The 24896-nt window shown below is 62.0% G+C and carries 23 protein-coding genes, 1 tRNA gene and 1 pseudogene; 15 read left to right on the top strand and 10 right to left on the bottom strand.

Annotated elements, in window-relative coordinates:
- The first annotated feature begins 75 nt into the window (after nt 1-75).
- From VDQ28_RS16555 to VDQ28_RS16565, 3 genes are all read left to right on the top strand, one after another.
- Nucleotides 76-654, top strand: coding sequence for a DUF924 family protein (locus VDQ28_RS16555; RefSeq protein ID WP_323036977.1), 579 nt, complete (start codon nt 76-78; stop codon nt 652-654).
- Between the two features lie 105 nt (nt 655-759).
- Nucleotides 760-2154, top strand: coding sequence for a dihydrolipoyl dehydrogenase (lpdA, locus tag VDQ28_RS16560; protein WP_323036978.1), 1395 nt, complete (start codon nt 760-762; stop codon nt 2152-2154).
- Nucleotides 2155-2287: 133 nt separating this feature from the next.
- A complete protein-coding gene (locus VDQ28_RS16565) occupies nt 2288-2677 on the top strand; it encodes an MAPEG family protein (protein WP_323036979.1) in 390 nt (129 codons plus the stop codon).
- Here VDQ28_RS16565 and VDQ28_RS16570 read toward each other — a convergent pair.
- From VDQ28_RS16570 to VDQ28_RS16580, 3 genes are all read right to left on the bottom strand, one after another.
- On the bottom strand, nt 2655-3854 hold the full coding sequence (locus VDQ28_RS16570) for a winged helix-turn-helix domain-containing protein (RefSeq protein ID WP_323036980.1): 1200 nt from the start codon (nt 3852-3854) through the stop codon (nt 2655-2657). The two genes, VDQ28_RS16565 and VDQ28_RS16570, sit on opposite strands and share 23 nt — an antisense overlap.
- A 103-nt stretch (nt 3855-3957) precedes the next feature.
- Nucleotides 3958-5403: an NAD(P)(+) transhydrogenase (Re/Si-specific) subunit beta gene (locus VDQ28_RS16575; protein WP_323036981.1), complete on the bottom strand. Its 1446-nt coding sequence runs from the start codon at nt 5401-5403 to the stop codon at nt 3958-3960.
- 12 nt (nt 5404-5415) lie between these two features.
- Entirely contained in the window at nt 5416-6984 is a 1569-nt protein-coding gene (locus VDQ28_RS16580) for a Re/Si-specific NAD(P)(+) transhydrogenase subunit alpha (protein ID WP_323036982.1), read from the bottom strand.
- Nucleotides 6985-7237: 253 nt separating this feature from the next.
- Between VDQ28_RS16580 and ppk2 the strand changes: the two genes are divergently transcribed.
- A complete protein-coding gene (gene ppk2 / locus VDQ28_RS16585; protein WP_323036983.1) occupies nt 7238-8179 on the top strand; it encodes a polyphosphate kinase 2 in 942 nt (313 codons plus the stop codon).
- Here ppk2 and VDQ28_RS16590 read toward each other — a convergent pair whose 3' ends face one another.
- Nucleotides 8180-8404 carry a hypothetical protein gene (locus VDQ28_RS16590; RefSeq protein ID WP_323036984.1) on the bottom strand — a complete coding sequence of 75 codons (225 nt, stop codon included), beginning with the start codon at nt 8402-8404 and terminating at the stop codon, nt 8180-8182.
- A 174-nt stretch (nt 8405-8578) separates the two neighbouring features.
- Here VDQ28_RS16590 and VDQ28_RS16595 point away from each other — a divergent pair, with 174 nt between their 5' ends.
- Nucleotides 8579-8833: a DUF2312 domain-containing protein gene (locus VDQ28_RS16595; RefSeq protein ID WP_323036985.1), complete on the top strand. Its 255-nt coding sequence runs from the start codon at nt 8579-8581 to the stop codon at nt 8831-8833.
- A gap of 73 nt (nt 8834-8906) precedes the next feature.
- On the opposite strand, the gene VDQ28_RS16600 is transcribed toward VDQ28_RS16595, so the two are convergent.
- The gene (locus tag VDQ28_RS16600) at nt 8907-9782 is read right to left on the bottom strand and encodes a hypothetical protein (protein ID WP_323036986.1); all 876 of its coding nucleotides are present in this window, start codon (nt 9780-9782) and stop codon (nt 8907-8909) included.
- A 105-nt stretch (nt 9783-9887) separates the two neighbouring features.
- Here VDQ28_RS16600 and VDQ28_RS16605 point away from each other — a divergent pair.
- Nucleotides 9888-9963, top strand: a tRNA-Thr gene (locus VDQ28_RS16605).
- A gap of 170 nt (nt 9964-10133) precedes the next feature.
- Here VDQ28_RS16605 and VDQ28_RS16610 read toward each other — a convergent pair.
- Nucleotides 10134-10616, bottom strand: a complete 483-nt coding sequence (locus VDQ28_RS16610) for a CreA family protein (protein ID WP_323036987.1) — start codon at nt 10614-10616, stop codon at nt 10134-10136.
- 171 nt (nt 10617-10787) lie between these two features.
- On the opposite strand from VDQ28_RS16610, the gene VDQ28_RS16615 reads away from it, so the two are divergent.
- Together VDQ28_RS16615 and VDQ28_RS16620 are read left to right on the top strand one after the other, a co-directional pair.
- Nucleotides 10788-10988, top strand: a complete 201-nt coding sequence (locus VDQ28_RS16615) for a CsbD family protein (RefSeq protein WP_323036988.1) — start codon at nt 10788-10790, stop codon at nt 10986-10988.
- 328 nt (nt 10989-11316) lie between these two features.
- Nucleotides 11317-12096, top strand: a complete 780-nt coding sequence (locus VDQ28_RS16620) for a PRC-barrel domain-containing protein (protein WP_323036989.1) — start codon at nt 11317-11319, stop codon at nt 12094-12096.
- Between the two features lie 65 nt (nt 12097-12161).
- Here VDQ28_RS16620 and VDQ28_RS16625 read toward each other — a convergent pair whose 3' ends face one another.
- Entirely contained in the window at nt 12162-12290 is a 129-nt protein-coding gene (locus tag VDQ28_RS16625; protein WP_323036990.1) for a hypothetical protein, read from the bottom strand.
- A gap of 149 nt (nt 12291-12439) precedes the next feature.
- Between VDQ28_RS16625 and gcvA the strand changes: the two genes are divergently transcribed.
- Entirely contained in the window at nt 12440-13372 is a 933-nt protein-coding gene (gcvA, locus tag VDQ28_RS16630; protein ID WP_323036991.1) for a transcriptional regulator GcvA, read from the top strand.
- Nucleotides 13373-13402: 30 nt separating this feature from the next.
- Here gcvA and bhcR read toward each other — a convergent pair whose 3' ends face one another.
- Complete coding sequence (gene bhcR / locus VDQ28_RS16635) at nt 13403-14215, bottom strand: HTH-type transcriptional regulator BhcR (RefSeq protein WP_323036992.1); 813 nt, start codon at nt 14213-14215, stop codon at nt 13403-13405.
- Nucleotides 14216-14408: 193 nt separating this feature from the next.
- Between bhcR and bhcA the strand changes: the two are divergent.
- The 6 genes and pseudogenes from bhcA to VDQ28_RS16665 all read left to right on the top strand — a co-directional run bounded on the left by bhcA (nt 14409) and on the right by VDQ28_RS16665 (nt 21828).
- A pseudogene (bhcA, locus tag VDQ28_RS16640) lies at nt 14409-15598 on the top strand (L-aspartate--glyoxylate aminotransferase BhcA).
- Nucleotides 15599-15614: 16 nt separating this feature from the next.
- Complete coding sequence (gene bhcB, locus VDQ28_RS16645) at nt 15615-16580, top strand: beta-hydroxyaspartate dehydratase BhcB (RefSeq protein WP_323036993.1); 966 nt, start codon at nt 15615-15617, stop codon at nt 16578-16580.
- Between the two features lie 2 nt (nt 16581-16582).
- Nucleotides 16583-17746, top strand: a complete 1164-nt coding sequence (gene bhcC, locus VDQ28_RS16650) for a 3-hydroxy-D-aspartate aldolase BhcC (protein ID WP_323036994.1) — start codon at nt 16583-16585, stop codon at nt 17744-17746.
- Between the two features lie 60 nt (nt 17747-17806).
- A complete protein-coding gene (gene bhcD / locus VDQ28_RS16655; RefSeq protein WP_323036995.1) occupies nt 17807-18772 on the top strand; it encodes an iminosuccinate reductase BhcD in 966 nt (321 codons plus the stop codon).
- Nucleotides 18773-18921: 149 nt separating this feature from the next.
- Nucleotides 18922-21201 carry an NADP-dependent malic enzyme gene (locus VDQ28_RS16660; RefSeq protein WP_323036996.1) on the top strand — a complete coding sequence of 760 codons (2280 nt, stop codon included), beginning with the start codon at nt 18922-18924 and terminating at the stop codon, nt 21199-21201.
- 123 nt (nt 21202-21324) lie between these two features.
- A complete protein-coding gene (locus tag VDQ28_RS16665; RefSeq protein WP_323036997.1) occupies nt 21325-21828 on the top strand; it encodes an AmiS/UreI family transporter in 504 nt (167 codons plus the stop codon).
- Nucleotides 21829-21875: 47 nt separating this feature from the next.
- Here the strand turns inward: VDQ28_RS16665 and lpdA (VDQ28_RS16670) are convergent, their stop codons facing one another.
- Nucleotides 21876-23618 (bottom strand): dihydrolipoyl dehydrogenase, encoded by a 1743-nt coding sequence (gene lpdA, locus VDQ28_RS16670; protein WP_323036998.1) that lies wholly within the window; start codon nt 23616-23618, stop codon nt 21876-21878.
- 13 nt (nt 23619-23631) lie between these two features.
- Nucleotides 23632-24891: a dihydrolipoyllysine-residue acetyltransferase gene (gene aceF, locus VDQ28_RS16675; protein ID WP_323036999.1), complete on the bottom strand. Its 1260-nt coding sequence runs from the start codon at nt 24889-24891 to the stop codon at nt 23632-23634.
- Nucleotides 24892-24896: the final 5 nt, after the last annotated feature.

Below are 24896 nucleotides of genomic sequence, written 5' to 3' on the forward strand. Positions count from 1 at the left end.
AAACCGCCAAGTTCGCCTGTGGCGGGTTGACCAAACACAGCGGGCGTCGCAGGGTTGCAATAAAAGGAGCGCCTCATGCCATTGCCCGCCCGCGCCGACGCCATCTTGCACTATTGGACCGAACTGGGCCCCGCTGGCTGGTACGCTGGCGGCGCGGAACTGGACGCCGAGATCCGCGACCGGTTCCTGCCGGATTGGGAGCTTGCCGCCGAAGGGGGCGCGATTTCCTGGCTCGCCTGCCCCGAGGGGATGTTGGCCTATCTGCTGCTGACCGACCAAATGCCGCGGAACATTTTTCGCGGCAGCGCCAAGGCGTTCGCGACCGACGCGCACGCAAGGGCGGTGGCGAGCCGCGCATGGCAGCATGAGATCGACCTGAAAATCGCGGAACCGCTGCGGCAGTTTTTCTATCTGCCGCTGATGCATTCCGAAAGCACCTTCGATCAGGACCGCTGCGTCTGCCTGATGGTTGCGCGGATGCCCGAAACCGGCGCGGGCTCTGTGCTGCACGCGCGGGCGCATCGCGAAATCATCCGCCAGTTTCGCCGCTTTCCGTTTCGCAACGAGGCCCTGGGGCGCGAAAGCAGTCCGGAGGAGGTGCGCTTCTTGGCCGAGGGCGGGTATGCGCAACTCGTGCGCAGCCTCGGGGGGTGAGGATCATACCGCGCGGGATCAAGGAAAACGCCGAAATCCTTGTCATGATTGCGTCAATTCAAGAAATAGTTTAACGCTGAACCAGTTTTTCTTCGGGAGGGTCAGATGGCTGATCAGAGCTTTGATGTTGTCGTTATCGGGGCTGGTCCGGGTGGCTATGTCGCTGCGATTCGGGCGGCGCAACTGGGCAAGAAGGTCGCGATTGTCGAGCGTGAGCATCTGGGCGGGATTTGCCTGAACTGGGGTTGCATTCCAACCAAGGCCTTGCTGCGCTCGGCGGAGGTGTTCCACCTGATGCACCGCGCCAAGGATTTCGGTCTGAAGGCCGAGGGAATCAGCTATGATCTGGCGGCCGTGGTCAAACGCTCGCGCGGGGTGGCAAAACAGCTCAGCGGCGGCATCGGCCATCTGATGAAAAAGAACAAGATCACCGTGGTCATGGGCGTGGCCACCCTGCCCGCCAAGGGCACCGTGTCGGTGAAAACCGACAAAGGCGTCGAAACGCTGAAAGCCCCGGCGATCATTCTGGCGACCGGCGCACGCGCCCGCGAGTTGCCAGGGTTGGAGGCGGATGGCGATCTGGTCTGGACCTATAAACACGCGCTGGACCCCAAGCGCATGCCGAAAAACCTGCTGGTGATTGGCTCGGGCGCGATTGGCATTGAGTTTGCCAGCTTCTTCAATACGTTGGGCGCAAAAACCACGGTGGTCGAGGTGATGGACCGGGTCCTGCCGGTCGAGGATGCCGAGATTTCCGCCCATGCGAAAAAGCAATTCGTCAAGCAAGGCATGGTGATCCGCGAGAAAACCACGGTCAAGAAACTGGACCGGGGTAACGGCAAAGTCGTGGCGCATCTGGAAGAAAACGGCAAGACCGAGACCGCCGAGTTTGACACGGTGATTTCGGCGGTCGGCATTGTCGGCAACGTCGAGGATCTGGGGCTGGAGGCGTTGGGCGTCAAGGTCGACCGCACGCATGTGGTGACGGATGAGTATTGCCGCACCGGCGTCGAGGGGCTGTTTGCAATCGGCGATATCGCCGGCGCGCCGTGGCTGGCGCACAAGGCCAGCCATGAGGGCGTGATGGTGGCCGAATTGATCGCCGGCAAAACCGTGCATCCGATCAAGCCGAACAGCATTCCGGGCTGCACCTATTGCCACCCGCAGGTGGCCAGCGTCGGGCTGACCGAAGCCAAGGCCAAAGAGGCGGGCTATGACGTCAAGGTGGGACGCTTCCCGTTCATCGGCAACGGCAAGGCGATTGCCCTGGGCGAGCCCGAGGGCTTGGTGAAAACCGTCTTTGACGCGAAAACCGGCGAATTGCTGGGGGCGCATATGGTCGGCGCCGAGGTCACCGAGATGATCCAGGGCTATGTGATTGGCCGTCAGTTGGAGACCACCGAGGAGGACCTGATGCACACGGTCTTCCCGCACCCGACGCTGTCGGAAATGATGCACGAAAGCGTGCTGGATGCGTACGGCAAGGCGATCCATATGTAAGCGGAAGGTGGTCAGGGGGGTGCCCCCTCTTCGATCACCAAGGCGCACCCTGTGGCGCGTTCGCGTTTGACCACCACCGGTGACACTGCGCCTTGACGGGGCAGCCACCCTTTTTACACACAGAAGTTGATCTATGTCCCTTATTCACCTCATCGCCGTTCTGGCTGTCTTGCAGTATCTTGTTTTCGGATTTCTGGTTGCCGTGCAACGCGGCAAAAGCGGGCTGAAGGCTCCGGCCGTGACCGGGCATGACGGGTTCGAGCGCATGTACCGCGTGCAGATGAACACGTTGGAATGCCTGATCGCGTTTTTGCCGATGTTGCTGCTGTCGGGGCAGTATTGGTCCGCGATGATCGTGGCCCCCATTGGCGCGGTTTATCTGATCGGCCGCACGATTTATTGGCGCGCCTATGTCGCCGATCCTGCCAGCCGCAGCGTGGGCTTTGGCCTGTCGATGTTGCCGATTCTGCTGTTGCTGCTGCTGGCGGGCGCAGGCGCGCTCAGGGCGATGATCGGTGCTTGACCGCGGTTGACGCCCAGATCACCTCGGACGCGCCGACAAAACGCGCCAATCGCCCCAGTTCGGCGTCAAGTTTGGCGTGGCGTGCGGCGGGCCATTGCACGCCCGGTTCCGGCCAGACCTTCAGAACTGTGAGAACCGAAGCCTTGCGGTCGGCCTTGACCTCGATACGGCCCACGAAGCGCTCGCCCTCGAGGATCGGGTAGACGTAATAGCCCCATTGGCGTTTGGCGGCGGGGACGAACATTTCCACGCGGTAGTCAAAGCCGAACAGGCGGCCAAGGCGGGCGCGGTCGCGGACCACCGGGTCGAACGGGTTGAGGATGCGCAGCCGCGAGGTTGGCGGTTTCAGCGCGTTGATGCGGTCCTCGATATCCTCGGGCGCGATGGCCTTGAGCCACCCCCCCTGCGCGGTTTCGATTTCGACGGGGCGGGTATGATCGGCGGCGGCTGCCCAGTCTTGCACCTCGGCGCGGCTCGTGGCGTCCCAGAATTTCTGCACCTCGCCCAATGTGCCGAACCCCATGCGATCAAGGGCGGCGTCGCAAAGCCAGTCGATCTGCGCGGATTCCGGCAAGGCGATTGCCCGCAGGTCAGCCGGGAACACCCGCTCGGCCAAGTCATAGAATTTGGTAAAATTCTCGCGGTGACAGGTCGCCAGCTCGCCGCTGTACCACATGTAATCGAGCGCCAGCTTATGCGGTGGCCGCGCCCACATATGATCGCGGTTTTCCAGCTTGGAATCAAAGGCATGGGTCGACAAGGGCCCCTCGGCGCGGATGCGGTCCTTGATTTTCTGGCGCGCGGCGGCGTCGGGCAGGCCCTTGAACCACCCTGCCCGGTCATGCAGCGCCTTCATGCGGGCAAACTGACGCTGCCACATGGGCAGGAATTCCATCGGAAGGACCGAGGCGTCATGGGTGAAATGTTCAAAGATACCGCGCTCTTGGGCCAGAAGCCGATCCAGCATCGGTTCGGTGTAGTTCTGGTTGCGGCTCCACAGAATATGGTGATGCGCGCGGGCGACAACCTGGATGGTGTCAAGCTGCACGAAGCCCAGCCGGGTTATGAGGTCGTGCAGGTTCAGCGGCCCGGTCGGTGTGCGTGCAAGCCCCTGCGCCGAGAGCCACAGGCGGCGGGCGGTCTTGTTGTCGAGGCGCAGGGGCGTTTGGTCAACCACGGCGGGCAGTCAATCCGGGGCTGTGCACAGGGTCAAGGGCGCGCGATGAAAAAAGCCCGCGCCGGGGGTCCGGCGCGGGCTATTCGTGGTCAGGATCGCGGGATCAGTCGATCATCGGCAGCAAGGCATCAATCGACGCTTTCGCGTCACCGTAGAACATGCGCGTGTTCTCCTTGAAGAACAGCGGGTTCTCGATTCCCGAGTAGCCGGTGCCCTGCCCGCGCTTGGACACAAACACCTGCTTGGCTTTCCAGCACTCCAGAACCGGCATCCCGGCGATGGGCGAGTTGGGGTCTTCCTGCGCCGCCGGGTTGACGATGTCGTTCGAGCCGATGACGATTGCGACGTCGGTGTTGGGAAAATCCTCGTTGATCTCGTCCATTTCCATGACGATGTCATAAGGCACGCGCGCTTCGGCCAGAAGCACGTTCATATGCCCCGGCAGACGCCCGGCAACCGGGTGAATGGCGAAGCGCACGTCCTTGCCCTTGGCGCGCAGCTTGCGGGTCAGTTCCGACACCGATTGCTGTGCCTGAGCCACGGCCATGCCATACCCCGGGATGATGATGACGCTGTCGGCCTCATTCAGGGCTGCGGCCACGCCTTCGGCGTCAATGGCGATCTGCTCGCCGTCGATTTCCATCGCCGGGCCGGTGGTGCCGCCAAAGCCGCCCAGAATCACCGAGATGAACGAGCGGTTCATCGCCTTGCACATGATATAAGACAGGATCGCACCCGAGGAGCCGACCAGCGCACCGACCACAATCAAGAGGTCATTGGCCAGCGAGAAGCCGATTGCTGCCGCCGCCCAGCCTGAGTAGCTGTTGAGCATCGACACCACGACCGGCATATCGGCGCCGCCAATGCCCATGATCAGGTGATACCCGACAAAGAACGCCAGCAGCGTCATCAACATCAAGGTCCAGCTGCCCGCGCCCTGGAAATACAGGACCAGCAGGATCAGCGAGATCAGCGCCGCACCGGCGTTGAGCATGTGGCCGCCGGGCAGTTTGGTCGCCGCAGAGCTGAGTTTGCCCGCCAGCTTGCCATAAGCCACCACCGAGCCGGTGAAGGTCACGGCGCCGATGAACACACCGAGGAACACCTCGATCTTGAGCACCGAGATTTCGGCCGAGGTTTTATGCGCAACCGTCGCGGCAAAGCCCGCCAAGGCCTCGAGCGCGGTGGTATCCGACGCCGCTTGCATGGCGGCGATCCGGACCATTTCGATCTGCGTGTTGAAACCGATGAACACCGCCGCCAAGCCGACGAGGCTGTGCATCGCCGCAACAAGTTGCGGCATTTCGGTCATCTGCACGCGTTGGGCGACCACCCAACCAATCGCGCCACCGATGCCGACCAGCAGGATCGACAGCGCCCAATTGCCCGCGCCGGGGCCATAAAGCGTGGCCGCCACGGCCAGCGCCATGCCGACAATGCCGTACCAGACCGCGCGTTTCGCGCTCTCCTGGCCCGAAAGCCCGCCAAGCGACTGAATGAACAAGATCGCTGCAACCACATAGGCTGCCGTGGTAAATCCGTATTCCATGGCTGCCTCTCCTTACGATTTCTGGAACATGGCAAGCATGCGCCGGGTGACCAGGAAGCCACCGAAAATGTTGATCCCCGCCATGAACACCGACAGGGCGGCCAGGATCAGCACCAGCCAACTGCCCGAGCCGATCTGCATCAGCGCGCCAAGGATGATGATTGACGAGATCGCGTTGGTCACGGCCATCAGCGGCGTGTGCAGCGAATGCGCGACGCCCCAGATGACCTGGAAGCCGACGTAGCAGGCCAGCACGAACACGATGAAATGCGCCATGAAACTGGCCGGGGCAAAGATGCCCGCCAGCAGCAACAGCGCACCGCCGACCCCCAGCAGGGTGACCTGGGTGCGGGTCTCGGCCTTGAAGGCGGCGACCTCTGCCGCGCGCTTTTCCTCGACCGTCAGTTCCTTGGGCTTGTCGCGTTTGACGGCGGCAATCGCCTTGATCTTGGGCGGCGGTGGCGGGAAGGTGATCTCGCCGGCGTGGGTCACGGTCGCGCCGCGGATCACGTCATCTTCCATGTTCTGATGGATCACGCCGTCTTTGGCGGGCGTCAGATCAAAGATCATGTGGCGGATGTTGTTGGAATAGAGCGTCGAGGCTTGCGTGCCCATCCGGCTGGGGAAGTCGGTGTAGCCGACGATGGTGACGCCGTTGTCGGTGACGATTTTCTGATCCGCGACGGTCAGATCGCAGTTGCCACCGCGTTCGGCCGCCAGATCGACGATCACCGAGCCGCGCTTCATCATCTTGACCATGTCCTCGGTCCACAGCTTTGGCGCTGGGCGTCCGGGGATCAGGGCGGTGGTGATGACGATATCGACATCGGGGGCCAATTCGCGGAATTTCTCAAGCTGCTTTTCACGGAATTCGGGGCTGGAGGGGGCCGCATAGCCACCGGTTGCCGCGCCGTCCTGGGCTTCCTCGAAGTCGAGATAGACGAAGCTTGCGCCCATTGATTCGATTTGCTCGGCCACTTCGGGGCGCACGTCAAAGGCCATGGTGATGGCGCCCAGCGAGGTCGCCGTGCCGATCGCGGCAAGACCGGCGACACCGGCACCCACGACCAGAACCTTGGCCGGCGGAACCTTGCCCGCGGCGGTCACCTGGCCGGTAAAGAAGCGGCCAAAGTTGTTGCCCGCCTCGATCACCGCACGGTAGCCCGCGATATTGGCCATCGACGACAGCGCGTCCATTTTCTGCGCCCGGCTGATGCGGGGCACCATGTCCATGGCGATGACGGTGGCACCCTGCGCCTTGGCCAGTTCCAGCGCTGCTTCGTTCTGGGCGGGCCAGAAGAAGGAGATCAGCGTTTGACCCTCACGCAGGCGCTTGATCTCGGCCTCGGAGGGCTCGCGAACCTTGACCACGACATCCGCAGCCTTGAACAGCGCCTCGGCGTTGGCGGCAATTTCGACGCCGACCGCGGTATACGCCGCGTCTTCAAACCCTGACGCCGCTCCGGCGTCTTTCTCGATGACACAGCTGTGCCCCAGTTTTTGCAACTGAAGCGCCGATTCTGGCGTCATCGCGACCCGGTTCTCGCCCGGAAAAATCTCTTTCGGTGCCCCGATTTTCACACTGGGTCCTCCTTATTCAAGGGCCGGGCAAGGCGTCGCCCGCTGCTTTTGTGCCTTCGGTCAATACCGTGCGCAAGATTATTACACAAGCGGGTGTGCGCCCTTGAATTCGGACCCTTGGTCACAGGGCCTGTCAGCGGGTCGCCCAAGGCAGAAACGCGGTGGCGCGCGCGCATGCGCTTGAGACAAGTCAAGGCATCGTTTAGCATTTGCGGCTAGTATGCTTGCGAAGCATCAAAACGGAGCGCCCTGCATGTCTGAACAGACCCCGATTCCCGCCGCCGACGCCCCCACCAGCGCGCTGAACGGGTCCGGCACGGCACAGGTCGCCACCCCCAAGGCGCGGCGCCGTGGCGGGTTGAAATCCGCGCTGACGACAGAAAACCTGCACGCGAGTTTCGAAAGCACGCGGTATCCCTATGCCTACAAGATGGCGCGCAAACCCTATGAGGTGGAAAAGGCGCGGCTTCAGGCCGAGTTGCTGAAGGTGCAGATCTGGGCGCAAGAGACCGGGCAAAAATTTGTCCTGCTGTTCGAGGGTCGCGATGCCGCCGGCAAAGGCGGCACGATCAAGCGGTTCACCGAGCACCTGAACCCGCGGTTCGCGCGCGTCGTGGCCCTGAACAAACCCACCGAGTCCGAGCGCGGCCAGTGGTATTTCCAGCGCTACATCGAGCATCTGCCAACCGCGGGCGAGATGGTTTTTTATGACCGCTCCTGGTACAATCGCGCGGGAGTCGAGCGGGTGATGGGGTTTTGCACGCCCGAGGACTATCTGGAATTCATGCGCCAGGCCCCCGAGGTCGAGCGCATGTTGACGCGGTCCGGCATCCGGCTGTTCAAATTCTGGTTCTCGGTGACACCCGAAGAACAACGCCGCCGCTTTACCGCGCGCGAGACCGACCCGTTGAAACGCTGGAAACTGTCCCCGATCGACAAGGCCAGCCTGGATTTGTGGGATGAATACACCGCGGCGAAAGAGGCGATGTTCTTTTACACCGATACCGCCGACGCGCCGTGGACGATCATCAAATCCAAGGACAAGAAACGCGCGCGGCTCAATTGCATGAAGCATTTCCTGTCGAGTCTGGACTATCCCGGCAAGGATCACGAGGTGGTCGGCACGCCCGATCCGCTGATTGTCGGTCGCGCGCGTCAGGTCCTGCCCGCCATCGGGGGTACACCAGCGCCGTGATCAGCGCAGCGCGATACCGATGATCACCATCATCAGGCCGAAAACGGCCGTGAACAGCGCCGCCATATTGCGCGCCACCGCCGCTTGCAGGGCCTTGCGCATCTCTTCGTCGGATACTTTGGACTGGCGCAGCTTCCAGGCGCCATAGGCCGTCGCGATCAAGCCGCCGACGCCCGCCAGCGTCACCACCGCGCCGATCCAGATCAGCAATTGAAATCCTGACATGACAGCCTCTCACTTGTGCAGCGGTGTCCTAGCCGATGATCGTCCCCTCGGCAAGTTCACGCAGGCCTCGTTTCCGATGTCGTGCCGCCTTGCCTGACCGCGTTCGGCCCGCTAGGAACAAGGCTCACAAGGACAGCCCTGCCCGCTCTGCGCGCATAAACCAACGAGGCCCCAATGAGCAGCACTCAATCCACCTATGACGTCACCGCCGACGAACTGCGACAGTTCATTGAACGTTTCGAGCATCTGGACGCGGAAAAGAAAGACATCGCCGACCAGCAAAAAGAGGTCATGGCCGAGGCCAAGGGGCGCGGCTACGACGTGGCGGTCCTGCGCAAGATCATCGCCTTGCGCAAACGCGAACCCAATGACATCGCCGAGGAAGAAGCCGTGATGGAGCTGTATAAAGCCGCGTTGGGGATGGAATAAGCACCCCGACACTTGCGCGACTGGCATCTGTGCGTGCCAGTCGGCAAGCGCACCCGGTCGGCGCGCTATGCGTCTAGGGTTCCAGCAGCGTAACACCGGGAAAAGACGCGATCAGATCCAGATCCTGCTCATAAATCTCGGTCAGAACCTCGACATAGGCATCGTTCCAACCGGGCAACGTGGCGTCGACTTCCAGACTTTCGGGCCTGGCGAATTTTTCCAGCATCGCGCTGAGAACCTTGCGGCGATGAAGGTCATCGGTGATCGGGTTCCTGGCAAAATAGCGCCGCATGGCCTCGTGCGTCTTGGGGGTCATCATGTCCCAATACCACGCGAACCAACCGACAAGGGTCGTGGTCGGTTGATGGCCGGATACCGCGCGCAGAACCTCGGGCCACAGCAACGCCGTGTCCTCGTCGGTCCAGATCGTGATCGGCACCTCGGGCACCGAATCCTTGATCTGCGCGATCACTTCGGACCAGCGCATGGAGGCGGGGTCAATATCCGTCAACGCCGCATCGCGACCGCCGCCGCGCTGGCGCTTGATCAAGGCGGGCAAGAAGGTCGCCGGGCTTCGCACCGCCAGATAGACCTGCACCTTGGCGGCGGGGAAAAGCCGGCAAAACTCGGCGATGCGTTCGCCCGCCCGGGGATAAAAACGCCCGCCCTCGATCACCCAATTGGGCGGCGCCAGCAGGTTCTCGAGGGAAAACACGGTGCGGCGGACATTATCGGACTCCAGCAACCCGTCGAGCAGTGTTTCCTGGGTTTCCTCGCTGGTGGGCTGGTCGCGCATTTCGCGCGCCAGCACCAGCAATTGTTGCTGATAGAGACCAGGACCGGGCACGGCGATCCCCTCGGCAGCCAACAAATCCCGGTTGCGCACGAGATTGCGCATGAGCTTGTTCTCGTCGGTCAGATGCGCGCCAAGATGAAGTGCAATTTCCATGCAAGGGGCTTATCGCGACGGCACGCGGCAACGCAAGAGTGGACCAAAGATTTGATATTTCTTGGTGCTTGAGTCGCAAAACATTTGCCGCTAAAGAGGCGCTGCGCCGGTTTAGCTCAGTTGGTAGAGCAGTGGTTTTGTAAACCGAAGGTCGGGGGTTCGAGTCCCTCAACCGGCACCAGTTTACAATCCGATCCGAACCTTGGCCGCGCTGAATCAAGCCCGGCGCGGTTTCGGGCGTGATGTCTTGGTTGTGCTGACGGGTTTTTGCCCTTCGCGCAATCGGTTTGCCGGGCGCGCAATGGCCGATGACGGCACGCGGACGCGAGTCAGGCAGCGCGCGGACCGACCCTATTGCTGTTCGGCGGGCGCCGTGGCGGTTGGCACAAAGAGCGGAACCGTCGAGATCGACATCTTGGCCGACCCCTCTTGCAGCTCCGAAGCGTGCGCGAGATAGATCAGCGTCTGATTGGCCTCGTCAAAAATCCGTGTGACGCGCAGGGTTTTCCAGACAATTGAGCGTCTTTCAGAAAAAATGCTCTCGCCTTCGGGGCTGCGATCAATATCGCCGATCACAATCGGACCGGTCTGGCGGCACGAGACCGCCGCGTTCGACGGGTCCTCGAACCAGTTGCCGTTCTGCAACCGGTCAATGATGCCGCGCTCGAAATACGCGACATGACAGGTTACGCCTTGAACCTCGGGGTCCGCGAAGGCCTCGATGATGATGTCATTACCAAGCCAATCGACATCGACCTCGCCCACCTGTTCCGCCGCTGCGGGCGACAAACTCAAGGCAAGGCAGGCGGTGGCGATCGCATATGTGAGACGCATGATCTGACTCCAGGTCCAAACATGTCCAACCCGCGAGGCGGCAATTGGTTCCCGCCCAAAACACACATTTCTTTGCGCGAAAATCCGGAACGGTTTGCCGTCTGCCCGGTTCTCTCAGCACAGGCCAAACGTTGAAATGGCGTTGCGGCCGCAACCTTGAAGGAGATTGCTATGAACTGGGATCAAGTCAAAGGCGAATGGAAAGTCATGAAAGGCAAGGCCCGCGAAAAATGGGGTGAGCTGACCGATGACGAGCTGGACCAAGCTGCGGGCGAACGTGAGCAGCTCGAAGGTTTGGTGCAAAAGCGCTACGGCAAGACCAAGGAGGCCGCCAAGAAGGAGGTGGAATCCTGGATGAAAGACAACTCGTAAATCAAACCGGGCCTGGCAGCGATCCTGGCTCATGTCGCCGCGCGATCTGACATCGCCGGCGACAGGCCAAACCGGCTGCCGGCCCGCCGTGACCGACACGCGCACGGGGTTCCGGATTGCGCCTTGAAGGTGTCACGGCGAAAGACCCGGACGGACGCCGAACTCACCATGTTTTGCCACGCGACGGACCCCTTTCCCGGGGTCCGAAGGATGCGGTGTGCCCGTCTTGCACGGAATTATAATTGTTATTTTTCCGCGCCTTACAAGGAACCTTTCGTTCAACTGTCGGTTCTTTTCACATCAACAACGACCTCAAAGGAGATACATGATGAAACGCTTCATGACCACAACCGCGATTGCCCTTTTCCTTGGCACCTCGGCGATGGCAGAAGGCCATATGGCGATGTTCTCGACCGCGCCATTCAACGCCGCCATCAACCTGAATGCCTCGGACATCATCGGCGCGCGCGTCTATGCCACCGAAGCCAGCCTGGAGGGCACCACGTCGGTGACCGCCGACCAAGCCACGGCGTGGGATGATATCGGCGAGATCAACGAGATCATCCTGACGCGCGACGGCACGGTGCAATCGGTGATCGTCGGCGTCGGCGGCTTCCTGGGGATCGGTGAAAAAGACGTTGCCGTGAACATGGGTGACCTGCGCTTTGTGTCAGACGGCGATGATCCGGAGGATTACTTTCTGGTCATCAACGCCAATGCCGAGGGCATCATGGAAGCGGCGGCCTATGAGCGCGCTGATATGGACCATGACAACGATCAGACACGGGTCATGGCCCCTATGATCGAGCGTGACGGCTATCGCACCGTGGTGATCAACGACCTGACCACCGAGGACCTGACGGGCGCGCGCGTATACGGCCTTGGCGATGAAGATGTCGGCGAAATCAGTCAGCTTCTGATGACGACCGATGGCACGATTGATCGGGCGGTGATCGACGTCGGCGGGTTCCTGGGCATGGGCGAGCGCCCGGTTGCCGTATCGTTTGACGAGTTGACGATCATCCGGGCCGATGACGGCGGCGACCTGCGCGTCTATATCGACAGCTCGGAGGAAGCGCTTGAAGCCAAGCCCGAATATGAGGGCTAAGATACAAATGAAAGCGGCAGCCCCCTTGGGCTGCCGCGACTTTTTGGCGTTCAAACGCCGCTGGCTCAGGCTTTGATGCGCAGCAGGCGTCCGCCGAACAGAGCGACTTGCTCGACGCTGGTGATGACCCGAAAGGCAGCCTCCGATACCATCATCGAGAGTGAGAGCGACGTGTTTGGCAAATGCGTGTTCATGGGGGCATCTCCGGTTCGGGGTTAACTGGGGGTCGGGGTTAGCGGGTATCTCGCCCTTTGTGTCTACGGGGTATGGACACGCAGCACAAACGATGGTTTCTATTGTGACAGATTAGAAAAACTACGCCGTACACATCAAGGTCTGCCCAATGCGCCGCCTACCGCCCTTGAAATCCTTGCAAGCCTTCGAAGCCGCCGCGCGATGGTTGAGTTTTTCTAAGGCCGCGGACGAGTTGTTCGTGACCCCTGCGGCGATCAGCCAGCAGATCAAGCAGTTGGAGGTTTTCCTCGGCACACCGCTGTTTCGCCGCATGACGCGGGCCGTGCAACTGACCGACGAGGCGAAAACCGTGCTGCCCTTGGTGACCGACGGGTTCGACAAGCTGGCCGAGGCCGTGGAACGTCTGGCGCGCGAGGAGGAAACCGGATTGCTGACGGTCAGCAGCGCACCGACCTTTGCGATCAAGTGGCTGGTGCAGCACCTGACGGATTTTTCCTCCCGTTACCCGGATATCGACGTGCGCCTCGATGCGTCACTGGAGATGCGCGACTTTGATCGCGACGGCATTGATGTGAGCATTCGTCTTGGCCTGGGGGATTATCCGGGGCTGCATGTGGCGCGGATTTTTGGCGAAGAGGTCAGCCCGGTTTGCAGCCCGATGCTGCTGGAGGGTGACAGGCCCTTGAACACACTGGATAATTTGAAAGATCATCGCCTGTTGCATGTCGATTGGGGCAAACTGACCGCGTATTCGCCAACATGGGAAATCTGGGCCAAGGCCGCCGGGTTGGAGGATCTGGACGTCGCGCGCGGCCCGCAATTTTCCGTCGAAACCATGGCCATCGAGGCCGCGATCAACGGCAAGGGCGTGGCGCTGGTCAGTCATTCTGCGGTTGCCTCGGACCTCAGGACGGGTCGTCTGATCAAGCCGTTTGACCTCGCGGTGAAAACCGATATGGCCTATTGGCTGGTCTGCCCGCACACCCATTTGCGCCGGGCCAAGGTCCGCGCGTTCTGTGAATGGCTGCTGGAAACGGCGGCGGATGACGCGCCGATCTCGGACCGCATGGCACCGCGCTGACCGCCCGGTACGGCGCGGGCGCGCGATGCCTCAGGGCGCGGCGCCAAGGCTGCGCGACACCTCCTCGCCCGCCGCTTTGACCAGCGCGCCAAAGCGTTCAACGGTGTCGGGCGTGACGCGGTGCGAGGGGCCGGAAATGGAGATCCCCGCCACCGCCTGCCCCTGAAAACTGACAATCGGCGCGGCGATGCAACGCATACCGTAGCTTTTCTCTTCGTTGTCAAAGGCGTAGCCTTGGCGGCGGATCTGGTCCACCTCGGCCAGGAACCCGTCCCTGGAGACGATGGTCTGCGCGGTGAAGCGCGTAAAGGGGCAAGCGCGCAAGAACCGGCGCAAGCGTTCCTCGGAAAACGTGCTCAACAACGCCTTGCCGATCCCCGAGGCATGCATCGGCGCCTGTGTGCCCGGCGGGAAAAAGGCGCGGATCGATTCATGGGTTTCGACCTGGCTGAGAAAGATCACCATGTCGGATTTCTCGATCCCCAGATTCGAGGTCTCGCCGGTGGCCTCCATCAAGGCGCGCATGGCGGGCAAGGCGCGGGCAATCACATTGCTGCGCCTGAGAAACGTGGCGCCGATGCGAAACGTGCTGGCCCCGACCGACCATTCCTGGGTCAGCGAGTCACGCTCGACCATGCCGCGCGCCTCGAAGGTTGTCAGGACGCGGTACAGCGTGGCCGGAGATTGATCCATGACGGTGGCGATCTCGGTCAGGGTCATGGTCCCCCCTTCGGCCAGCACCTCGAGCACGTCGATCGCGCGATCAACGGCCTGAATGGTGTTTTGGCCCGTGGAATCCTGAAATTTCCGGGGGCGTCCAAGATTGCGGGCATCACGCGCCATTTTCGCATTTCCCTATGGTTTCGTCAGTACCTTCAAATATCACCTGAAAGTGCCATATTTCAATGAAAAACTGTATCTTGTTGTTTTAATTTGACTTTATACACATCGTTGCCAAATTATTTTCGCTATCAAAAAAATTGTGAAAAAATATCGGCGGTTCTATTGTTGGCACAGCCCAGCAGAGGAACACGTCATGAGCTTTCAGAATCCCGTTTTCATTCCCGGCCCGACCAACATGCCAGAGGCGATCCGGCAAGCGTGCACCATGCCGACCATCGACCACCGCTCGCCGGTGTTTGGCAAGATCCTGCACCCCTGCCTTGCCGGCGTGCGCACGGTTCTGAAAACCGAGAGCGCGCATATTTTCATCTTCCCCTCGACCGGAACCGGCGGCTGGGAAACGGCGCTCAGCAACACCTTGTCGCCCGGTGACGGCGTTCTGGCGGCGCGCAACGGCATGTTCAGCCACCGCTGGATCGACATGTGCCAGCGCCACGGGCTCGAGGTCACCATCGTGGAAACGCCGTGGGGTCAGGGTCTGCCCGCCGAGAAATACGAGGCAATCCTGAAGGCCGACACCGGCCACAAGATCAAGGTCGTGCTGGCGACGCATAACGAGACCGCAACCGGCGTGAAGTCGGATATCGGCGCGGTGCGCAAGGCGCTGGACGCGGCCAACCATCCGGCCATGTTGTTTGTGGACGGCGTCTCGTCCATCGGCTCGATGGATTTCCGGTTCGATGACTGGGGCGTCGATGTCGCCGTCACCGGGTCGCAAAAAGGCTTCATGCTGCCCGCCGGTCTGGCGATCGTGGGGTTCAGCGACAAGGCGATGGGCGCGCTGGAAACCGCCAGACTGCCGCGCACCTTCTTTGACGTGCGCGACATGGCCAAGGGCTATGCCAACAACGCCTTTCCTTACACGCCGCCGGTCGGCCTGATGAACGGGCTGAAACTTTCGCTGGAGATGATCCAGGCCGAAGGGCTCGAGGCCGTGTTCGCCCGCCACCACCGCATTGCCGAGGGCGTGCGTCTGGCGGTCAAGGCGTGGGGGCTGGAGCTTTGCGCGGCAAGCCCGGATCTCTATTCTGACACCGTGTCGGCGATCCGCACGCCCGAGGGTTTCAACGCCACCGACATTGTCACGGTCGCGGCACGCGATTACGGCATGGCGTTTGGCGTGGGTCTGGGCGAAGTTGCGGGCAAGGTGTTCCGCATCGGCCATCTTGGCAGCCTGACCGATGCCATGATGCTGTCGGGTCTGGCGACGGCGAAATGGTGATGGTCGATCTGGGGCTTGATGTTACGCTTGGCGCAGGCGTTGCGGCGGCACAGGAGTATTACCGCCACGGCTCCAGCAAAAGCCGCCGTGTTGCGGCATAAGGAAGGGTTTCGCACCATGTACATCCCGACCCTCGCGGACATGCTGGTCGCGCATGAGCGGATCAAGCCCTATATCCATCGGACCCCGGTTCTGACCTCGGAATATATCAACGCGCTGACCGGTGCCGAGCTGTTCTTCAAATGCGAGAACCTGCAAAAGGCGGGTGCGTTCAAGGCGCGCGGCGCATCAAATGCGGTGTTTGGTCTGAGCGACGAACAGGCCGAACGCGGCGTCGCCACCCATTCCAGTGGCAATCACGGCACCTGCCTGTCCTATGCCGCCGGGCGGCGCGGCATTCCCTGCACGGTGGTCATGCCGCACACCGCACCGCAGGCCAAGAAGGACGCGGTGCGCGGTTATGGTGGCGTTGTGGTGGAGTGCGAACCCTCGACCACCTCGCGCGAGGCGGTGTTTGCCGAGGTGGTGGCCAAGACCGGTGCGGAATTCGTGCATCCCTACAATGACCCGCGCGTGATCGCGGGTCAGGGCACTTGCTCTCACGAGTTGATCGAGCAGGTGGCGGGCCTGGACGCGGTGATTGCGCCGATTGGCGGCGGCGGGATGGTGTCGGGCACCTGTCTGACGCTGTCCAATCTGGCCCCGTCGGTGAAAATCTACGCCGCCGAGCCTCAGCAGGCCGACGACGCGTATCGCAGCTTCAAAGCCGGGCAGATCATTGCCGATGACGCGCCCGAGACCATCGCTGACGGGCTGAAAGTGCCGCTCAAGGACCTGACCTGGCATTTCGTCTCGAACCATGTGACCGACATCCTGACCGCCTCGGAGCAGGAGATCGTGGAGGCGATGAAGCTGATCTGGAAGCGCATGAAGATCGTCATGGAGCCGTCAAGCGCGGTGCCGCTGGCGACCATCCTGAAGAACAAAGACATTTTTGCCGGCACGCGCGTGGGCGTGGTGATCACCGGCGGCAATGTGGACCTTGATCTGCTGCCCTGGCAGCGCCCTGAATTTGGAGCCTGACGATGAACGCACCTGTAAACCTTGATAAATTTGACGTGGGTTATGACATTCCGGCAAAACCCGGCATGGACGAGGCCGATATTCAGACGCCGTGCCTGATCCTCGATCTGGACGCGCTGGAGCGCAACATCAAGAAGATGGGCGACTATGCCAAGGCGCATGGGATGCGCCATCGCGCGCATGGCAAGATGCACAAATCCGTGGACGTGCTGAAGTTGCAGCAGGATCTGGGCGCGGCCATCGGCGTGTGCTGCCAGAAGGTCTCTGAGGCCGAGGTGTTCGCGCGTGGCGGCATCAAGGATGTGATGGTCTCCAATCAGGTAACCGAGCCCGCCAAGATCAAGCGTCTGGCGGAAATGCCGAAATTCGGCTGCCGGGTGCTGGTGTGCGTGGACGATCCCGAGAATGTCAAAGCCCTGTCGGAGGCCGCCGTGGCGGCCGGCACGCAGATCGAGGCTCTGGTCGAGATCGACTGCGGCGCGGGGCGATGCGGCGTGAGCACCACGCAGGATGTGGTGCATATCGCCAAGCTGATCGACGCGGCTCCGGGGCTGAAATTCGCGGGGCTTCAGGCCTATCAGGGGGCCATGCAGCACATGGACCTGTACGCAGATCGCAAGGCCAAGCTGGACGCGGCAATCGCGCAGGTGGCCGACGCGGTTCAGGGCCTCAAAAGCAACGGGCTGGAGTGCGATATCGTCGGCGGTGGCGGTACGGGCTCGTATTATTTCGAGTCGAATTCGGGCGTGTACAACGAGTTGCAATGCGGCTCGTATGCTTTCATGGACGCCGATTATGGCCGCATTCTGGATGAGAACGGCCAGCGCATCGACCAGGGTGAATGGGAGAATGCTTTGTTCATCCTGACCACGGTGATGAGCCATGCGAAAGCCGACAAGGCGATTGTCGACGCCGGCCTCAAGGCGCAATCGGTCGATAGCGGCCTGCCGACGGTCTATGGCCGCGACGACGTGACCTATCTGAAATGCTCGGACGAGCATGGCGTGGTGGCCGACCCCAAGGGCGTGTTGAAGGTCAATGACAAACTGCGGCTGGTGCCGGGCCACTGCGACCCGACCTGCAACGTGCATGACTGGTATGTCGGCGTGCGCGGCGGCAAGGTCGAGGTGGTCTGGCCGGTCTCGGCGCGGGGCAAAGCCTATTGAGGGTCCTGCGGGGCGCATCGACCGGGTGCGCCCCGAATTTCGCTAAATCTGGAAATACCAATGTACATTGTCCCCGAACACGAGATCGCTGCGCTGATCACCCGCAAGGACAGCTTTGATGCCGTCGAAAAGGTGTTCGCCTCGATGGCGGCGAAAACGGCCTGTAATTTCCCGGTCATCCGTGAGGCGATCGGCCATGCCGACGCGCTCTACGGGTTCAAATCGGGGTTCGACCGGCAGTCGTTGAATTTGGGGCTGAAGTCGGGCGGGTATTGGCCGGGGAACATGGCCAAGGGGCTGACCAACCACCAATCGACCGTGTTTCTGTTTGATGCGGATACCGGCAAATGCCGCGCGGTGGTTGGCGGCAATCTGCTGACCGCGCTGCGCACTGCTGCCGCGGCCGCGGTGTCGGTCAAACATCTTGCGCGGGCGGATGCGAGGGTTCTGGGCATCGTCGGGTCAGGCCATCAGGCCGCGTTCCAACTGCGCGCCGTGGCCGAGCTGCGCCCGTTCGAGCGCATCGTGGCGTGGAACCGGACGCCGGAAAAGCTGGCCTCGCTCAAGGCCGTCGCCGCTGAGCTTGGTCTGCCGTTTGACAGCGTTTCGCTGGCGGATCTGGGCGCGCAAGCCGATGTGATCGTGACGATTGTCTCCAGTCAGGCGGCGGTGTTGAAGGACGCGCATGTGAAACCCGGCACGCACCTTGCCTGCATGGGCACCGACACCAAGGGCAAGCAGGAAGTGGAGACCGCTTTGGTGGCCCGCGCCCGCCTGTTCACCGATGAAATCGCGCAATCCGTGAGCATCGGCGAATGTCAGCACGCGATCAACGACGGCACGGTGCCGCAATCCGCAATTGTCGAGTTGGGCGCGGTGATCAATGGCACGCATCCGGGCCGGAACTCCGCCGACGAGGTGACGCTGTTCGATGGCACCGGCGTGGGGTTGCAGGATCTGGCCGTCGCCTCGGCGGTGGTTGATCTGGCGATTGCCAAAGGCGTGGCGGTCAAGGTCGATTTCTGACGCCTCCTGGGGACGGCGGTTGTGCCCGTGCCGCCCGCAATTCTTTGATGCCCTCGACATCTTTTTGGTTTGCGGCGCAAAAATCCCGGCTATGGTGAAATCAAGGCGAATTCGGCGCGCGGTATTGCCCGCCAGAACAAGGAGATACGATGTCTACTCAAGACGACAAGAAAGCCGCCGCGCGTCAAGAAGCCCTGGATTACCACGAGTTTCCGAAGCCCGGAAAACTGGAAATCCGCGCGACAAAGCCGATGGCAACCGGGCGCGATCTGTCCAACGCCTATTCCCCCGGCGTGGCCGAAGCCTGTCTTGAGATCGAAAAGAACCCCAGCGACGCCGCGCGCTATACCGCCAAGGGCAACCTTGTGGCGGTGATTTCCAACGGCACGGCGGTTCTGGGTCTTGGCGATATCGGGGCGCAGGCCTCGAAACCGGTGATGGAGGGCAAGGCGGTCCTGTTCAAGAAATTCGCCGGCATTGATTGCTTTGACATCGAAGTGAACGAGACCGACCCGGAAAAGCTGGCTGATCTGATTTGCCGGTTGGAGCCGACTTTTGGCGCGGTGAACCTTGAGGACATCAAGGCGCCTGAGTGTTTCCTGGTGGAAAGACTGTGCAAAGAGCGGATGAAAATTCCGGTCTTTCACGACGACCAGCATGGCACGGCGATTGTCGCCACCGCGGCGGCGATGAATGCGCTGCGCGTTGCGGGCAAGAAAGCCGATGAAATCAAGGTCGTGGCCTTGGGTGCCGGGGCGGCGGGGATCGCCTGCCTGAAGATGTTCATGGTCATGGGCGTGCCCAAGGACAACATCACCATGCTTGACAGCAAGGGCGTGGTGCATACGGCGCGCAACAATCTGAACGCGGAAAAGGCCGAGTTCGCGCGGAACACCGAACAGCGCTCGATTGATGACGCGATGACCGGGGCAGACCTGTTTCTGGGCGTGTCCGGGCCGGGCCTGCTGACCGCCGAGATGGTGGCCAAGATGGCCCCCAATCCGATCATTTTCGCGCTGGCCAACCCGACGCCGGAAATCATGCCAGAGATCGCGCGCGCGGCCTCGCCCGGCGCGTTGATCGCCACCGGGCGCAGCGATTATCCCAATCAGGTCAACAACGTGCTGTGCTTCCCGTTCATCTTCCGGGGTGCCCTGGATTCGGGCGCGACCGAGATCAACGAGGCGATGAAACTGGCCTGCGCCGAGGCCATTGCCGGCCTCGCGCGTGAGCCTGCCGATGCCTCGGTCGGGCAAGCCTATGCGGGTGAGGCGCTGACCTTTGGGCCCGACTATCTGATCCCGAAGCCGTTTGACCCACGTTTGCTGCCGACGATCGCCCATGCGGTCGCCAAAGCCGCGATGGAGAGCGGCGTGGCAACGCGCGCGCTGGACCTTGACGCCTATCGCGAAGGGTTGCGCGGGCAGGTTATCCGGTCCTCGCTGGTCATGCGCCCGATCTATGCCTCGGCGCGCACGGCAAAACGCCGGGTGGTCTTTGCCGAGGGCGAGGACGAGCGCGTCCTGCGCACGGCGCAGGCCCTGTTCGAGGAAACCGGCGAGTCGATAACCCTGATTGGCCGCCCCGAGGTCGTGACCAGCCGCCTGGAACGCGCCGGGTTGAAAATTCGCCCGGATGAGGATTTCCAGCTGATCAACCCCGAAAGCGACGTGCGCTATCGCGAATATTGGACCTCGTATCATCAGATCATGCGCCGTCGCGGGGCAACGCCGGATCTGGCGCGCGCCATCATGCGCACCAACAGCACGGCCATCGCCGCCGTGGCGGTCCATCGCGGCGATGCGGATTCGATGATTTGCGGCACCATCGGCGAATATCGCGGGCATTTGCAGCATATCACCGACATCCTGTCCTCGGACGAGCTGCACCCGGTTGGCGCGATGTCCCTGGTTTTGCTGGAAAAAGGCCCCCTGTTCGTGGCCGATACGCATGTCCATATCGAACCCACCGCCGAGCAACTGGCCGAGACGGTGATCGCCGCCGCGCGCCATGTGCGCCGGTTCGGCATTGTGCCGAAAATCGCCCTGTGTTCGGGGTCGCAGTTCGGCAACCTCGACAGCCGGTCTGGGCGGGTGATGCGCGGCGCGCTGGCCATTCTGGATGCCGCAGACCTGAATTTCCAATACGAAGGCGAGATGCATACCGACGCAGCCCTGGACCCGGTCCTGCGGGATCGTCTGTTCCCCGACGGGCGCATGACCGGCAAGGCCAATGTGTTGGTCTACGCCAACACCGACGCGGCTGGGGCGACGCGCAACATCTTGAAATCCGTGGCAGAAGGCATCGAAGTCGGACCGATCCTGATGGGTATGGGCAACCGCGCGCATATCGTGACGCCCTCGATCACCGTACGCGGCTTGCTGAACATGGCGGCGCTGGCGGGGATGAGCGTGGAGAGCTACGGCTGACCCTTCCCCGTACGGGGCTGGCGAAATCGGCAGCGGCGCTGTGATGCGCCGCTGTTTGGTCATGGGATCCGGGCCCCCTGCCCGGCGTGACCGCGTTTCAACTCAGTCAATGGAAAATTCGGAATGTTGACCGCACTTGCACTTTTGTTTGTCGGGGCTGTCTTGTGCCTGAACGGCCTGTGGATGCAAAACCGGATTTCGGACCGGGAAATCATCATCATCAATCTGGTGGTCGCCGCGATCACCGCCACGGTGGCCTTGCTGGGCGCCGCCGGCGCGACGGATATGGCTGGTGTGAAATCCGCCGCGCTGACCTTGCTGTTTTCAACAACCTATCTGTGGTTCGGGTATAATCGAATTACGGGCGTCGACGGGCGCGGGCTCGGCTGGTTCAGCCTGTTCGTGGCAATCACCGTGGTGCCGGTGTTCCTTCAGGATACCTGGCGCGCGCAGGGGTGGCTGGAGCTCTGGCTTGCCGTCTCCTGGGGCGTTTGGGCCGTTTTGTGGTTCCTGTTTTTCCTGCTGCTGACGCTGAAACTGCCGATCAGCCGATCCACGGCTTTTGTCACGCTGTTCAGCGGCGTGGCGACCGGCTGGATGCCGGCAATGGTGATGCTGCTAGGCTGAGAGTTGTGAAAAAAGGGCGCCCGTTTGGGCGCCCTCTTGTTGGTCGATCAGTGCTTTTTCTTGGGCGGGATCAGGTCGGTGATCGTGCCCTCGAACATCTCGGCGGCGAAGTTGACCGTTTCCGACAAGGTCGGGTGCGGGTGGATCGTGTGGCCCAGATCGACCGCATCCGCGCCCATCTCGATTGCCAGCGCCACCTCGGCAATCAGGTCGCCGGCGTTGGGGCCGACAATGCCCGCACCGATCACCCTGTCGTCGCTGGGATCAAAGATCAGCTTGGTGATGCCTTCGGACCGACCCAGCGACAGCGAGCGCCCCGAGGCCGCCCAAGGGAACACGCCCTTGCCGATCTTCAGACCCTTGGCCTTGGCCTCGGTCTCGGTCACGCCGACCCAGGCGATTTCCGGGTCGGTATAGGCGACCGAGGGAATGACCTTGGCATCGAGGAACCGCGGCAGACCGGCGCAGACCTCGGCGGCAACCTTGCCCTCGTGCACGGCCTTGTGTGCCAACATCGGCTGGCCCACCACATCGCCAATCGCAAAGATATGCGGCTGGCCGGTGCGCTGCTGCTTGTCCACGGCGATAAAGCCGCGCTCATCCACCGCAACTCCGGCGGCTTCGGCGTTGATCCGCTTGCCATTCGGACGACGCCCGACCGCCACCAGAACCTTGTCGAACGTATCGGTGGTGGTGGCGCCCTTCTCGTCCTCGAAGGTCACCTTGAGGCCCGATTTCTGCGCCTCGACCGCCGTCACCTTGGTCTTGAGCAAGATGTTCTCATACCGCTTGGAGATGCGCGTGTGCAGCGGCTTGACGATATCCTTGTCAGCGCCGGGGATCAGCTGATCCATCAGCTCGACAATGGTCACCTTGCTGCCCAAGGCGTCATAAACGCAGGCCATTTCCAGACCGATGATGCCACCGCCCAGCACCAGCATCCGCTTGGGAATATCGGCCAATTCCAGCGCGCCGGTGCTGTCGATGACGCGCGGGTCGTCCTTGGGCAGGAAGGGCAGCGACACGGGTTCGGAGCCCGCGGCGATGATGCAATTGTCAAAGCTGATGGATTTTTTGCCATCCGCGCCGTCAACCTCGATCATCTTGGGGCCGGTGAATGTGCCGTAGCCGGTCACCACGGTGACCTTGCGGGCCTTGGCAAGCCCGGTCAGGCCGCCGGTCAGCTTGCTGACCACCGAGGATTTCCAGCCGCGCAGCGTGTCCAGATCGACCTTGGCCTTGGAGAAGGACACGCCATGTTCGGCCATTTCCTCGGCCTCGGTGATCACTTTGGCGGCGTGCAGCAGGGCTTTGGACGGGATGCAGCCGACGTTGAGGCAGACGCCGCCCAGGGTTGCGTCCTTTTCGATCAGCACCACCGATTTGCCCAGATCCGCCGCGCGGAAGGCGGCCGTATAGCCGCCCGGGCCAGAGCCCAGAACGACGACCTCGGCGTGGATGTCGCCTTTGCCGGTTGCCGCGCCAGTGGGGGCAATGGCGGTGGGGGCAATGGCGGTGGGGGCCGCAGGGCTTGCAGCCGCCGCAGGGGCGTCTACCGATGCAGCCCCCTCCAGCACCAGCAGGATCGACCCTTCCGAGACCTTGTCGCCCTCTTTCACCTTGATTTCGGACACTTTTCCGGCTGCCGGTGAGGGCACTTCCAAGGTCGCCTTGTCGCTTTCCAGCTCGACCAGCGGGTCCTCCTTGGCGACGGTATCGCCGACCGCCACGAGGATGGTGATGACCGGAACATCCTTGAAATCGCCAATATCGGGAACTTTGATTTCCATGTTCAGGCCCCCCTTACAACATCAGCCGGCGCACATCGCCGAGCAGATGTTTCAACGTGGCGGCAAAACGTGCGGCCAGAGCGCCGTCGATGGCGCGGTGATCGTACGAGAGGCTCATCGGCAGAATGTTGCGCGGAACGAACTCGGACCCGTTCCAGACCGGCGCCATTTTCGAGCGCGTCAGACCCAGGATCGCCACCTCGGGCGCGTTGACAATCGGCGTGAAGCCGGTGCCACCGATGCCGCCCAGGGACGAGATGGTAAAGGTCGCGCCCTGCATATCCGCCGATTTCAGCTTGCCGTCGCGGGCCTGTGCCGACAGATCGCCCAATTCCTTGGAGATTTCGACAATGCCCTTGCGGTCCGCCTCCTTGATCACCGGCACCATCAACCCGTTCGGCGTGTCGGCGGCAAAGCCGATGTTATAGTAGGATTTGCGGATCAGCTTGTCGCCATCGGGGTGCAGCGAGGAATTGAACTCCCAATGCGTCTTGAGCGCCGAAACGCTGGCCTTGATCAGGAACGACAGCAGCGTGACGCGGTAGCCCTGCGGCTTGGCGTCGGTGTCCAGATCCTTGCGATACTGGTCCAGCTCGGTGATATCGGCCTCTTCCTGATGCGTGACATGCGGAATGTTGAGCCACGAACGATGCAGCGCCGGGCCGGACAGCTTCTTGATGCGCGCCATGTCCACGTTTTCGACCGGGCCGAATTTGGAAAAATCAACCGTCGGGATCGGAGGAATGCCCATGCCGCCCGACACCGCGCCGCCGCTGGCTGCCGGGGCGGCCGTGGTCTTGAAGCTGGCGGTGATGTCCTCGCGCAGGATGCGACCTTTGCGCCCGGTGCCGTTAACATTGGCCAGATCAATGCCCAACTGGCGCGCAAAGGCCCGGATCGAGGGCGAGGCATGGGCCTTGCCAAAGCCGCTATCGACCACGACAGGGGCGGCAGCAGCGGCGGCGGGGGCTGGGGTTGGGGCTGGTGCCGCGGCTTTGGCGGGTTCTGCCGGGGCAGCCGCAGGGGCGGCTGCTTGGCCTTCGCCCTCCAGGATGAGGATCAGCGAGCCTTGGGAAACCTTGTCGCCTTCCTTGACCTTGATCTCGGCGACCTTGCCAGCCGAGGGCGAGGGCACTTCGAGCGTGGCCTTGTCGGATTCCAGCTCGATCAGCGGGTCTTCGGCGGCGACGGTATCGCCGACGCTGACCAGAATGGTGATGACGGGGACGTCGGTGAAATCGCCGATGTCGGGGACTTGGACTTCGATAGCCATGATAA

The sequence above is a fragment of the Pararhodobacter sp. genome, from assembly GCF_034676545.1.
GTDB lineage: Bacteria > Pseudomonadota > Alphaproteobacteria > Rhodobacterales > Rhodobacteraceae > Pararhodobacter.

Bases quoted from the DNA above. Each gene is read 5' to 3' on its own strand.
- VDQ28_RS16555 (WP_323036977.1), top strand. From the start codon at position 76: ATGCCATTGCCCGCCCGCGCCGACGCCATCTTGCACTATTGGACCGAA.
- lpdA (WP_323036978.1), top strand. From the start codon at position 760: ATGGCTGATCAGAGCTTTGATGTTGTCGTTATCGGGGCTGGTCCGGGT.
- VDQ28_RS16565 (WP_323036979.1), top strand. From the start codon at position 2,288: ATGTCCCTTATTCACCTCATCGCCGTTCTGGCTGTCTTGCAGTATCTT.
- VDQ28_RS16575 (WP_323036981.1), bottom strand. From the start codon at position 5,403: ATGGAATACGGATTTACCACGGCAGCCTATGTGGTTGCAGCGATCTTG.
- ppk2 (WP_323036983.1), top strand. From the start codon at position 7,238: ATGTCTGAACAGACCCCGATTCCCGCCGCCGACGCCCCCACCAGCGCG.
- VDQ28_RS16590 (WP_323036984.1), bottom strand. From the start codon at position 8,404: ATGTCAGGATTTCAATTGCTGATCTGGATCGGCGCGGTGGTGACGCTG.
- VDQ28_RS16595 (WP_323036985.1), top strand. From the start codon at position 8,579: ATGAGCAGCACTCAATCCACCTATGACGTCACCGCCGACGAACTGCGA.
- VDQ28_RS16600 (WP_323036986.1), bottom strand. From the start codon at position 9,782: ATGGAAATTGCACTTCATCTTGGCGCGCATCTGACCGACGAGAACAAG.
- VDQ28_RS16610 (WP_323036987.1), bottom strand. From the start codon at position 10,616: ATGCGTCTCACATATGCGATCGCCACCGCCTGCCTTGCCTTGAGTTTG.
- VDQ28_RS16615 (WP_323036988.1), top strand. From the start codon at position 10,788: ATGAACTGGGATCAAGTCAAAGGCGAATGGAAAGTCATGAAAGGCAAG.
- VDQ28_RS16620 (WP_323036989.1), top strand. From the start codon at position 11,317: ATGAAACGCTTCATGACCACAACCGCGATTGCCCTTTTCCTTGGCACC.
- VDQ28_RS16625 (WP_323036990.1), bottom strand. From the start codon at position 12,290: ATGAACACGCATTTGCCAAACACGTCGCTCTCACTCTCGATGATGGTA.
- gcvA (WP_323036991.1), top strand. From the start codon at position 12,440: ATGCGCCGCCTACCGCCCTTGAAATCCTTGCAAGCCTTCGAAGCCGCC.
- bhcR (WP_323036992.1), bottom strand. From the start codon at position 14,215: ATGGCGCGTGATGCCCGCAATCTTGGACGCCCCCGGAAATTTCAGGAT.
- bhcB (WP_323036993.1), top strand. From the start codon at position 15,615: ATGTACATCCCGACCCTCGCGGACATGCTGGTCGCGCATGAGCGGATC.
- bhcC (WP_323036994.1), top strand. From the start codon at position 16,583: ATGAACGCACCTGTAAACCTTGATAAATTTGACGTGGGTTATGACATT.
- bhcD (WP_323036995.1), top strand. From the start codon at position 17,807: ATGTACATTGTCCCCGAACACGAGATCGCTGCGCTGATCACCCGCAAG.
- VDQ28_RS16660 (WP_323036996.1), top strand. From the start codon at position 18,922: ATGTCTACTCAAGACGACAAGAAAGCCGCCGCGCGTCAAGAAGCCCTG.
- VDQ28_RS16665 (WP_323036997.1), top strand. From the start codon at position 21,325: ATGTTGACCGCACTTGCACTTTTGTTTGTCGGGGCTGTCTTGTGCCTG.
- lpdA (WP_323036998.1), bottom strand. From the start codon at position 23,618: ATGGAAATCAAAGTTCCCGATATTGGCGATTTCAAGGATGTTCCGGTC.
- aceF (WP_323036999.1), bottom strand. From the start codon at position 24,891: ATGGCTATCGAAGTCCAAGTCCCCGACATCGGCGATTTCACCGACGTC.